8 protein-coding genes are annotated in these 11,552 nt (G+C 65.9%); 2 read left to right on the top strand and 6 right to left on the bottom strand.

Annotated features, from left to right (window positions below; all coding sequences use genetic code 11):
• Positions 1-15: 15 nt before the first annotated feature.
• On the bottom strand, positions 16-1,599 hold the full coding sequence (locus IWX77_RS03650) for a molybdopterin-dependent oxidoreductase (RefSeq protein WP_196843166.1): 1,584 nt from the start codon (positions 1,597-1,599) through the stop codon (positions 16-18).
• A 248-nt stretch (positions 1,600-1,847) separates the two neighbouring features.
• Between IWX77_RS03650 and IWX77_RS03655 the strand changes: the two genes are divergently transcribed.
• Entirely contained in the window at positions 1,848-4,346 is a 2,499-nt protein-coding gene (locus IWX77_RS03655; protein ID WP_196843167.1) for a DEAD/DEAH box helicase, read from the top strand.
• Positions 4,347-4,489: 143 nt separating this feature from the next.
• Here IWX77_RS03655 and IWX77_RS03660 read toward each other — a convergent pair whose 3' ends face one another.
• The 5 genes from IWX77_RS03660 to IWX77_RS03680 all read right to left on the bottom strand — a co-directional run bounded on the left by IWX77_RS03660 (position 4,490) and on the right by IWX77_RS03680 (position 10,532).
• Positions 4,490-5,371 carry a sulfurtransferase gene (locus IWX77_RS03660; RefSeq protein ID WP_196843168.1) on the bottom strand — a complete coding sequence of 294 codons (882 nt, stop codon included), beginning with the start codon at positions 5,369-5,371 and terminating at the stop codon, positions 4,490-4,492.
• 100 nt (positions 5,372-5,471) lie between these two features.
• Complete coding sequence (locus IWX77_RS03665) at positions 5,472-5,858, bottom strand: LysM peptidoglycan-binding domain-containing protein (protein WP_196843169.1); 387 nt, start codon at positions 5,856-5,858, stop codon at positions 5,472-5,474.
• A 218-nt stretch (positions 5,859-6,076) separates the two neighbouring features.
• Positions 6,077-7,462 carry an L-serine ammonia-lyase gene (locus IWX77_RS03670; protein WP_297414182.1) on the bottom strand — a complete coding sequence of 462 codons (1,386 nt, stop codon included), beginning with the start codon at positions 7,460-7,462 and terminating at the stop codon, positions 6,077-6,079.
• A 234-nt stretch (positions 7,463-7,696) separates the two neighbouring features.
• Entirely contained in the window at positions 7,697-8,797 is a 1,101-nt protein-coding gene (locus IWX77_RS03675; protein WP_196843171.1) for a fatty acid desaturase family protein, read from the bottom strand.
• 154 nt (positions 8,798-8,951) lie between these two features.
• Positions 8,952-10,532: a dolichyl-phosphate-mannose--protein mannosyltransferase gene (locus IWX77_RS03680; RefSeq protein WP_327012055.1), complete on the bottom strand. Its 1,581-nt coding sequence runs from the start codon at positions 10,530-10,532 to the stop codon at positions 8,952-8,954.
• A 61-nt stretch (positions 10,533-10,593) separates the two neighbouring features.
• On the opposite strand from IWX77_RS03680, the gene rsmI reads away from it, so the two are divergent.
• Complete coding sequence (gene rsmI, locus IWX77_RS03685; RefSeq protein WP_196843173.1) at positions 10,594-11,457, top strand: 16S rRNA (cytidine(1402)-2'-O)-methyltransferase; 864 nt, start codon at positions 10,594-10,596, stop codon at positions 11,455-11,457.
• The last annotated feature ends 95 nt before the right edge of the window (positions 11,458-11,552 follow it).

The following is an 11,552-nucleotide window of genomic DNA, read 5'->3' on the forward strand; positions in this document are numbered from 1 at the left end:
CTGCGCGAAGCCCGACTAGGCCGAGACGGACACGGAGATTTCGTGCAGTCCGGTGGCTCCGTTGGGTGCGACGTCGGCGGTGGCCGACGTCTGCACGAGGCCTGCAGAGTCCGTAGCCCGCACCTTGACCGCGTGTTCGCCAGCGGTCGCATCCGGCCAGGTGTACGCCCACTGCCGCCAGGTATCGACCGAGATCGGGTCGGCGAGCGTGGCGTCCTGCCACGGGCCGTCGTCGATCTGCACGGCGACGGCGCTCACGCCCACGTGCTGGGACCAGGCGACGCCGGCGACGACAACGGACCCGGCGGGAACCGAGGTTTTGGCGCGGGGCACGTCGATGCGGGAGGAGAGCTTGACCGGCCCGAGTTCGGACCAGCCCCGCGGGGTCCAATAGCCCTGCTCCTGGTCGAAGCGGGTGAGCTTGAGCTCGACGACCCACTTCGTCGCCGACACGTAGCCGTACAGCCCGGGCACGACCATGCGCACCGGGTAGCCGTGCTCGAGCGGCAGCGGTTCACCATTCATGCCGACGGCGAGTATGGCGTTTCGCCCGTCGGTCAGCGCCGAAATCGGGGTGCCGGCGGTGAAGCCGTCCTGGCTCGTGGAGAGCACCATGTCGGCTCCGCTGGTGGGTTTGGCCCGGGCCAGCAGCTCGCGAATCGGATAGCCGAGCCAGATGGCGTTGCCGATCAGGTCGCCGCCGACATAGTTCGACACGCAGGCCAGGGTGGTCGTGCTCTCCTCGAGCGGCAGGGCCAGCAGTTCGGCAAAGTCGATCTCCACCTCGTTTTCGACCATGCCGGTGATTCTCAAGCGCCAGGTGGTCGGGTCGATGCGCGGCACACTCAGGGCGGTGTCGATGCGATAGAAGTCGGCGTTCGGCGTGATCAGCGGGGTGATACCCGCCACGTTGAGGCTCGCCCCGGTCAAAATGGCGGTTGCCCGAACGGATGCCGGGGGCAGCGTGAACAGCGCGCGTGCGGCATCCGCGGCCCGGGTCGCTCCGGCGCTGAGCTGGCCGCCGATCAGGGCGAGAAGTCCGACACCCGCGGTGATGGCGGTGTACACCAGAAAGCGGCGGCGATCGGGGCCGGGAACAGCCTCGCTCGGTGGCGGTGGACTCACTGGCAGTCGGGTGGTGAGAAAAGTCAGCGCGATGGCCGCGACTCCCATAGCGACGACCGCGGGTACCGCGTCGAGAGTGGAGGCGCTGGAACGGGAGAGCGCCGCGAACAGGGCGATCGCGCCGATGAGCACGACGAGCAGACGGCCAAACGGCGGGCGTCGACTCTCGAGAATACCGGCGAGGGCCGCGAGTACGAGCAGCACGAGCACGATCGTCACGATGAGCACGATCTTGTCATTGCTGCCGAACAGGCCGATCACGAGATCTTTGACGCCGGCCGGAACAATGTCGATGACGAGGGCGCCAACCGTGAGCACGGGGCTCGCGCCGGGCGCGATCCACGCGGCGGTCAACTCGGCCAGGCCGAGGCCGGAAAGGGCGGCGGCGAGTCCGGCGCACGCCGGGCGCCAGGGTCGCACCACCGTGGGGGCGCGCGGCCGGGTCAGGGTGTTCGATGGGTCGGGGATGGACATATCGCCAGCCTAGAACGGGCGGCTGTGATTACCACCGCGCACGGGCGCCGAAGCGGTTTCGTCAGAGATCCGTCACACCGTGTGGGCTGCAGCCGGTGGCTCATTCAAAAGATCGCGTCGAATTCGCCCCGATTGTGTTGCACACGGGGTGCCCGCGGCCGGATTTCCTGAATCAGCCATGGTGGACGAGGGGCTGGGTGCCCGTTCGGCAGGTGGGAAGCACCGAAGTAGTGCAGTCTTGAGGGACTATGTCTCTGCTTGCGCGCCTCGAAAATGAAACCGACCCCGACTCTCTCTTCGAGGCGTTCGAAGGCTGGGCGACCGAGCAGGGCCTCGCGCTCTACCCCGCGCAGGAGGAAGCGGTCATCGAGATCGTGTCCGGCGCCAACCTCATCCTGAGCACCCCGACCGGAACCGGCAAATCGCTCGTGGCCGTCGGCGCACATTTCGCGGCGCTCTCGGCCGGCAAACGCAGCTTCTACACCGCGCCGATCAAGGCCCTCGTGAGCGAGAAATTCTTCTCGCTGGTCGAAACCTTCGGCGCTGAGAACGTCGGCATGATGACCGGCGACTCCTCGGTCAATGCCGACGCCCCGATCATCTGCTGCACCGCTGAGATCCTCGCCAACCTCGCCCTGCGAAACGGCGAAGACACCGAGGTTGACCTCGTCGTGATGGACGAGTTCCACTTCTACGGCGACCCGGACCGCGGCTGGGCGTGGCAGGTGCCGCTGCTGCTATTGCCGCGGGTGCAGTTCATTCTCATGTCGGCCACGCTCGGCGATGTGAAATTCATCAGCGATGACCTGACCCGGCGCACCGGGCGAACCACGGCCATCGTCACCGGTGTGGAACGACCGGTTCCGCTCAGCTATTACTACGAGCAGACGCCGGTGCACGAAACCGTCGAAGAGCTGCTGCACACCGACAAAGCTCCGGTGTACATCGTGCACTTCTCCCAGGCGGCCGCCCTCGAACGCGCCCAGGCGCTCGCGAGCGCCAAAGTCGCCACCCGCGAACAGCGTGACGTCATTGCCGAGCTGATCGGCGAGTTTCGGTTCACCACGAGCTTCGGCAAGACCCTGTCGCGGCTCATTCGCATGGGAATCGGAGTGCATCACGCCGGCATGCTGCCCAAATACCGCCGGCTGGTGGAGCAGCTCGCGCAGCGCGGCTACCTGCGCGTAATCTGCGGCACTGACACCCTCGGTGTCGGCATCAACGTGCCCATTCGCACCGTGCTGTTCACCGCCCTCACCAAGTATGACGGCGTGAAAATGCGCCAGGTAAACGTGCGCGAGTTTCACCAGATCGCCGGGCGGGCGGGCCGGGCCGGCTACGACACGGCGGGTACCGTTGTCATTCAGGCACCGGAGCACGAAACCGACAACCTCAAGGCCATCGAGAAGGCCGGCGACGACCCGAAGAAGAAGCGCAAAATCGTGCGGAAGAAGGCGCCGGATGGCTTTGTGTCTTGGGGGGAACCGAGCTTTCGCCGATTGGTCGACGCCGAGCCGGAGACCCTGTCGTCGAGCATGCAGATGACCGCGGCGATGCTCATCAACGTGATCGGACGCGGCGGCGACGCCTTCGCCCACGTGCACTCACTCGTGTTCGACAACCACGAACCGTGGCGGCGCCAGCTAATGCTGGCCCGACGTGCTCTGGGCATCTACAAGACCCTCCGCGAAGCCGGCATCGTGCAGCAGAGCGCGGGTGGCAGCATCCGATTAACCGTTGACCTGCAGGCGAATTTCGCGCTAAACCAGCCGCTCTCGCCGTTTGCGCTGGCCGCCTTTGAGCTGCTCGACCCCGAATCGTCGACCTACTCGCTCGACATGATCTCGATTCTGGAGTCGACCCTCGACGACCCGCGGCCGGTGCTCTTGGGGCAGCAGTTCGCGGCCCGGGGTGAGGCCGTGACTGCGATGAAGCGGGAGGGCATCGAATATGACGAGCGGATGGCGCTGCTCGAGGAGATCACGCACCCCAAGCCGCTCGAAGAGCTGCTGAACTACACCTTCGACACCTACAAAGCTTCCCAGCCGTGGATCGCCGACTTTGAGCTGCGGCCCAAGGCCGTCGTTCGGGACATGTACGAGCGGGCCATGTCGTTTGGCGAGTTCATCGCGTTCTACAAACTTGCCCGCAGTGAGGGCGTTGTGCTGCGTTATCTCTCCGACGCGTATCGGGCGGCCCGGCAGACCATTCCCGATGACGCCAAGAACGAAGACCTGCTCGACCTTATCGAGTGGCTCGGCGAACTCGTGCGCCAGGTGGACTCGAGCCTGCTCGACGAGTGGGAAGAACTGCTGCATCCCGATCTCGCCGCGCACGAGGCGGGCGCAAACACCATTCTGCCGCCGCCGCCGCGCCGGCTCACGACCAATGTGCGGGCATTTCGCATTCTGGTGCGTAACGAGCTGTTCCGCCGGGTGCAGCTGGCCGCGTTGGAGCACTACGACGAGCTCGGCGAGCTCGACCGGGAGCACGGCTATTCGACCGATGTCTGGGCCGACGCGATGGATGGTTACTTCGCCGAGCACGATGAGGTGCTCACCGGCGGCAACGCGCGCAGCTCTGACCTGCTGCTGATCGAGGAGGGCACCGAGGAATGGACCGTGCGTCAGATTCTCGACGATCCCGCCGGCGACCACGACTGGGGGATCAGCGCGAGCGTCAACCTCGCCGACTCCGACGAGTTCGGCGCCGCGGTCGTGCGCGTGACCGGCGTGAACCGGCTGTAGCAGTGCGTGCTGGCGGCGCGTGCCCGCGGGCCTGGCCGCGCACGCCCGCTGTGCACACCCGCTGTGCACACCCGCTGTGCACACCCGCTGTGCTCACCCGCTGTGCTCACCCGCTGTGCTTGCCCGCCGGGCTCGCCCGTGCGCTAGGCGCCGGGTGCGCTCAAGGGAGCGGTGGCGTCGGCGGCCCACTCGTTGAGCGAGCCGTCGTAGATCGAGACGTGGTCGTTGCCGGCGCGGGTGAGCGCGAGGGCGCTCGCAGCGGCAGCGATACCGCCGCCGCAATAGGTCACGAGGTGCCCAGATGCCGCCGCGGCCGGGGCGAGCGCCTTGTCGAGCCGGTCTCCGCGCAGGAACGCGTTCGTGGCGGGGTCGACGAGCTGGCCGGCGGGCAGGCTGATGCTGCCGGGAATGTGTCCGGCGCGCGGGCGTGACCCCGCCGTGCCGGCGAATTCCGCCGGTGGCAGTGCGCAGACGAGGGCGGCATCCGCTTCGCCGGCGACGATCGACTCGACGAAACTCTTCTCGACCCACAGCTCGGGACGAGGCGTTGCTGTGAAAGCGCCGGCGACCCGCGGGCGCACCTCGCCGGTTGCGAACGGGCGCTTTTCGGCGTGCCACTTGGTGAGACCGCCGTCGAGAACGGCGACATCGTCGTAACCGAAGGCGCGGAACAGCCACCAGATGCGTGCGGCCCACTGACCGACAACGGCGTCGTAGACGACAACGGTCGTGTCGTTGTCGATGCCGACGGATGCCGTTGCCACCTCAAACTGTTCGGCGCTCGGTCGGGAGAAATCGAATGCACCGGTCGGGTCGGAGAAGACATCGAACAGGTCGGCGAACACGGCGCCGGGGATGTGCCCCGTGGTGAGGTAGTCCTCTTTCCCGCTGAGGTAGCGCGGCCCGTCATCGGACGGTGCACGGGCGAACACGGTGGCGTCGAGGATGACCAGGTTGTCGGAACCCAGGTGATCGGCAAGCCACTGGGTGGAAACGACGGGTGAAGACGGAACGGGTGAACTCATGCTGCAAGGTTAGTGGGGCCCACCGACAACGGACGAAACCGACACCGGTCCACGGTCATCCGGCGACTCGCAACACCGGCGGCACACCCGGTGCCGGTGGCTAGCGGGTCGTGGTCCAATCCAGGTTGATGATCTGCTTGATATAGATGTTCTCGCCGACTCCGGGCACCGAGGGGTTCATGGTGAGCAACAGCTGCACCGGAATATTGAATCGTTGGGCGATGTCGAAAAAGGCGTCGCCCGCGACGACCGTATAGCTGAGCAGGGCTCCTGCACCGTCAGCCGTTGGGGTGCCGCGGGCCCCCGGTGTGCTGCCCAGGTCAGCGGCCGGCCCCTGCGGCAGCGGCACGGGCTCCGCGTTGGGAACGAGGTCGGGCACCGCCGGGTTCGGTATGAGCGCCGCCTCCTGGGTCGGCGTGGGCGTGGGCGTGGGTGTCGGGGTAGCGCTCGGCGTGGGCGCGGGCGTGACGGTCGGTGTGATGGTCACCGTGACGGTCGGTGCTGGTTCGCTGGCGCAGCCGGCCACCGTCACCAGCAGCAGAACGGCAACGATGATGCCCCACGGACGGCGTGCAAGTGTGCTGCGAATGGTTCAACCCTTTCCACGAGGCGCGCGGCGACCTCGACGATGCACGCGTTTGGCCAGCTTAGGCCCAGAAAGTAGCGCAACAATAGAGATGACTACCCCCGTTCGGGGCCGCCCGGTCAGCACTCGATGACATTCACCGCGAGGCCGCCCTCGCTGGTTTCCTTATACTTCGTCATCATGTCCAGTCCGGTTTGCCGCATGGTTTCGATCACCGTGTCGAGGGAGACCAAGTGGGTGCCATCGCCGTTCAGCGCCAGACGGGCCGCCGACACCGCCGTCGACGAAGCGATCGCGTTGCGCTCGATGCACGGCACCTGTACCAGTCCGCCGACCGGGTCGCAGGTGAGTCCGAGGTGGTGTTCCATTGCGATCTCGGCCGCATTTTCGACCTGTCGGGGTGTGCCGCCGAGCACCGCGCAGAGCGCACCGGAGGCCATGGCGCAGGCGGCCCCGACCTCGGCCTGGCAGCCGCCCTCGGCCCCGGAGATGGACGCGTTGGCCTTCACCAGCGAGCCGATCGCGCCAGCTGTGAGCAGATACCGACGGATCCCGGCGGCATCCGCGCCGGGAACGAAGCGCAGGTAGTAGTGGCCGACGGCCGGGATGATGCCGGCCGCACCGTTGGTCGGCGCGGTGACGACACGCCCGCCGGCCGCATTCTCCTCGTTCACCGCGAGCGCGAAGGCGTGAAGCCACTCGGTTGAGGTGTCTCGGTCGCGCAGCGACAGGCCGTCATAATCCTCCAGGCGCCTGCGTACCGCCGCTGCCCTTCGCTTGACTCTGAGGCCGCCCGGCAGCACGCCGGTGGCGGTGAGTCCGGCCTCCACGCAGGTGTGCATGGCACTCCAAATGGCGTCGAGCCCCTCATCGAGTGCTGCTGCGCCGTGAATCGCCTCTTCGTTGCGGCGGGCGACCTCGCAAATCGTCAGGTCGTGGGCGTCGCACAGGGCGAGCAATTCTGCGCTGGAATCGTAGGGGAGTGGTTGCGGGGCGGTGACCTGGGCGCTCGAGCGTTCGGTGCCCCGGCGAATGAACCCGCCACCGATCGAGTAGAACGTCTCCTCGAGCAGCGGGGCAGCATCCGCTTTGCTGTCGGTCGCCCACGCCGTGAGCGTGAGCGCGTTGGGATGCCCCGGCAACCGGGTGCGGGGCTCAAAGCGCACGTCATTCACGCTGATCGGAATGCTGTGCCCGCCGAGCAGGGTGAGCGTGGCGCCGGCGGCGAGGCCAGACCAGGCGCCGCGCACCTGGTCGGGGTCGCAGGTTTGCGGGCTCAGACCGGTCAGGCCGGCCAGTACTGCATCCGGGGTGCCGTGGCCGAGACCGGTTGAACCGAGCGATCCAAAGAGCGAGCAACGGATGCGCCCCACCTCGCCCAGGCGGCCGGTCGCCCCGAGGTCTTCGGCGAACACGCGGGCAGCCCGCATCGGACCCACCGTGTGGGAACTGGACGGACCGATTCCAATGGAAAACAGGTCCAGGGCGGAGACGTACGCTGTCACGGTCTTCATGCTACGGCACCCCGACGTGGGCGTTGCTCCACCGACGCCCCGCACCGAGACGTGGGAAGCATTCTCTGGTGCTCTCCACAGGAGAGCCCCGCTGCGTTCAGACTGAGGCGGTGTCTCACGCTGCTCATCCCTCTTGGGTACCAGCAGCCGACCACCGTGCACACCACGAGCCAGGCCGCCTCCCCGAGGGGAAGCGGCCTGGCTCGTTCTGCGTGCTGCGTGCTGCTAGTGCGTGCGGAAGCGCTGCACCATGGGGCAGTCGAACGGATCGCGCGCGGCCAAACCGACCTTGTTGAGGTAGGCGATGACGATGCCGTAACTCTCGAAGACGCCGGTTTCGGTGTACTTCACGTCGTGGGAGAGACAGTATTCCTTGGCGATCTCCTGCGCCTTGCGCAGGTGTGGGCGGGCCATGTTCGGAAACAGGTGGTGCTCGATCTGGTAGTTGAGTCCACCCATGTAGGTGTCGATGAAGGTGCCACCACGGATATTGCGGCTGGTGAGCACTTGGCGGCGCAGAAAGTCGACGCGGCTTTCGGCCGGAAGCTGGGGCATCCCCTTGTGGTTGGGGGCGAAGGAAGCGCCCATGTAGACGCCGAACACGGCCATCTGCACGCCGACGAAGGCGAACGCCATGCCGAGCGGCAGAAAGTAGAAGACGACGGCGAAGTAGGCGGTGATGCGGGTGACCAGCATCGTGATCTCGACCCAGCGTTCGCTCACCTTGTTCTTGCCGAAGACGGTTTTGAAACCCTGGATGTGCAGGTTGATGCCTTCGAACATGAGCAGGGGAAAGAACAGGTAGCCCTGCTTGCGGGTGACGAAGGAGCCGAGCCAGCTGACGTGCTTGGCGTCGTTCTCGGTGAACACGATGAAGTCGGGCTCGATGTCGGGGTCCTTGCCGAGTACGTTCGGCTGGGCGTGGTGACGGCTGTGCTTGGTCATCCACCAGGCGTAGCTGATGCCGACGAAGAGGTTGGCGAGAATGCGCCCGGCCCGGTCGTTGGCCTTGCCGGAGGTGAACACGGCGCGGTGCGAGGCTTCGTGGGCCAGAAAGGCGAACTGGGTGAAGATGAGGCCGAGGGCGGCGGCGATGATCAGCTGGTACCAGGTGTCACCGAGCAGAACGAAACCGGCCGCAGCGCCCAGGGTGGCCGCCACGAGAATGGAGAAGACCATCCAGTAGAAGCCGGTGCGACGGCCGAGAAGGCCGAGATTACGCACGGTGTGCAGCAGCGCCGAATATTCGGTTGTGGGATTCTTCGTGTCTCCACCCGGCCGGGTCCTGATGATTCGGACCGAGGGTGCGGCTAGTGCTTCCGACATGAGGCCTTAGTGGTTCGGGACTTCTCAGCCGGGACGTGAGCAATTACTCGTGGAGCAGATACCGTCAGTCTACGTTTGTGACCCCCGCAGTTGTGCTCAATTCACACGCGTTTCTCAGTCATTATATGCCAAAAATGGAATGTATCTGACCGATCTATCCCCAACTCGGCATCCATATGTGGAGCTGCCAGAACGAGAACGGTGTCTGCATTCCGGTCCACACGGGGAAGAAGAATGCGGTGAGCAGGAGTGCAACCCCCAAGCCCACGGTTACGGCGATCAGGGCTCCGGCACGCGGTTGGGGGTCATATTCGCACACCTGCGAATGTGCTGAACGCGCGCGTCTCGGCCGTGCCTGATCGGGAATTCGCTTGAGTATCAGACCGATGACGAACGTGAGGCCCAGTAGCAGGTACGGTTCGAAAGCAATGGTGTAGAACTGAAAAACCGTGCGGTTCAGATACATGAGCCACGGCAGGTAGCCGGCCACCATACCCATCAGAATGAGGCCGACCCGCCATTCCCGGTATCGGGCCAACCGGTACACCAGGTAGAACAGCGCGGCCGTCGCCGCCCACCAGATCAGCGGGTTGCCGACCGAGGTGATGGCCTCGGAGCAGTTCTGAAACTGGCAGCCGAATTCGCCCTGGCTGGAACCGCGGTAGTACATGCTGGTCGGCCTGATCATGAACAGCCAGGTGAGTGGGTTTGCCTGGTACGGATGCGGTGTGGCCAGCCCGACATGGTACGTATAGGCGGACGCCTGGTAGTGCCAGAAACTCTGCAGGGTGTGCGGAACCCAGGCGAGCGGCCCGGTCCAGGCCGCGCCCGCCTCGTCGGCCCACTCCCGGTAATATCCGCCGCGGGTGACAAACCAGCCCGTCCACGACACCAGAAAGGTGGTGACGGCCACGGGGACCAGGAGCAGAAATGTGGCCGGAGCCTGCTTGAGAATGGCGGCACTGATCCAGAAGGACACGCCGTTGCGCCGCCGGGCGAGCGCATCGACCACGACGAGGTAGATGCCGAAGGCGGCCAAAAAGTACAGTCCCGACCATTTCACCGAGCTGGTCAGTCCGAAGGCGAGGCCTGCGGCAAGCAGCCAGGGGCGCCACCACAGTGTGGGGCCCCAACCCGGCGCTGTTGCGCCCGTGAGGGCTTTTGCTCGTTGCGTGGACAACCGGGTGGCGAGCCTGGTGGCATGCCACTGCCGGTCCATCAGGATTGCGCCGAATCCGAGCAGCGCGAAGAACATGACGAAGTTGTCGAGCAGTGCCACACGGCTCATGACGATCGCGTGGCCGTCGATGGCGAGCAGAAAACCGGCGATCAGGGCCAGTAGACGAGACTGAAACAGGGTGCGTGCCACGAGCATGATGAGCACCACCGCGAATACCCCCACGACGACGGTCGCCAGGCGCCAGCCCCACGGGTTTTCCGGGCCGAGCACAATCATGCCGAGGGCGATGAGCCACTTGCCGAGCGGCGGATGCACCACAAAGGAGGGATCCGTCGTGAAGATATCGGTGTGCCCGGCCTCAAACCGGGGATTGGAGTCAACCGGCCAGGTTGACTCGTACCCATTGTTAGAGAGCGTCCAGGCATCCTTGACATAGAAGGTCTCGTCGAACACGAGCTCGTGCGGTACGCCGAGGTTCCACAAACGCAGCACGGCGGCCAACAGGACCACTGCGAGGGGCGCGCCCCAGCGAACCCATCGACTAGTTGCGAGCACCTGACCATCGTATCGAGCGCCCGTCGACCGTACGTTCGGCGCAGGCTGCGAGAATTGCAGCATGATCATCCTTGCTGCCACCCCGATCGGGAACCTCGGTGACGCCTCCCGGCGCCTGATCGAGACCCTGACGACCATCACCATCGTGGCCGCCGAGGATACCCGCGTCACCGTGCACCTGCTCAAAGCCCTCGGAATCGAGAACCGGCCCAAGCTCATCGCCCTACACGACCACAACGAACGTGGCAAGGCGGCCGAGCTCGTCGAGCTGGCCCGCGACGTGGATATTCTCGTGCTGAGCGACGCCGGCATGCCCACCGTGTCTGATCCCGGCTTTCATTTGGTGGATGCCGCGGTGGCGGCCGGCGTGCAGGTCACAGCCCTGCCCGGTCCCTCCGCCGTGCTGACCGCCCTCGCCGTCTCGGGACTGCCGACCGACCGGTTCACCTTCGAGGGGTTTCTGCCGCGCAAGCATGGCGAACGGGTCAAACTGCTGCGTGACCTCGCCGCCGAACGCCGCACCATGGTGTTCTTCGAATCGCCCAACCGCCTGGCCGATTCGCTGCTCGACCTCGCCGCAACGCTCGGCTCTGACCGCCGGGTCGTGGTCTGCCGGGAACTGACCAAATTCTTCGAAGAGGTCAAGCGCGGCACGGCGAGCGAACTGGCCGAGTGGGCCGCCACGGGCGTGCGCGGCGAAATCTGCGTCGTTGTGGCTGGTGCTGACGTGCGGGTACTGGACCTGGCCATGGGCGTGGCTGAGGTGCTCGATCTGGTGGCCGGCGGCATCCGTTTGAAAGATGCCGCGGCCGACGTGTCGGCGGCCAGCGGACTGGGCAAGCGCGAACTCTACGAGCACGCGTTGCGGGCCAAGTCCGGTGCGCCGACGCCGAAACCCGACCGGTCGGCCTTTCCCCTCGGCTGACCCTCTCGGCTGATCCCCTGGGCTGACTCCGGAGCTGATCGGCACGCGCCGGGCGTAACAGGGCCAGACGGCCGGCCCCCGCCGCATAAGATGAA

Source organism: Cryobacterium sp. CAN_C2 (assembly GCF_015751745.1).
Lineage (GTDB): Bacteria > Actinomycetota > Actinomycetes > Actinomycetales > Microbacteriaceae > Cryobacterium.

Coding starts and splice junctions, on each gene's coding strand:
- IWX77_RS03650 (WP_196843166.1), bottom strand. CDS start 1,599: ATGTCCATCCCCGACCCATCGAACACCCTGACCCGGCCGCGCGCCCCC.
- IWX77_RS03655 (WP_196843167.1), top strand. CDS start 1,848: ATGTCTCTGCTTGCGCGCCTCGAAAATGAAACCGACCCCGACTCTCTC.
- IWX77_RS03660 (WP_196843168.1), bottom strand. CDS start 5,371: ATGAGTTCACCCGTTCCGTCTTCACCCGTCGTTTCCACCCAGTGGCTT.
- IWX77_RS03675 (WP_196843171.1), bottom strand. CDS start 8,797: ATGTCGGAAGCACTAGCCGCACCCTCGGTCCGAATCATCAGGACCCGG.
- rsmI (WP_196843173.1), top strand. CDS start 10,594: ATGATCATCCTTGCTGCCACCCCGATCGGGAACCTCGGTGACGCCTCC.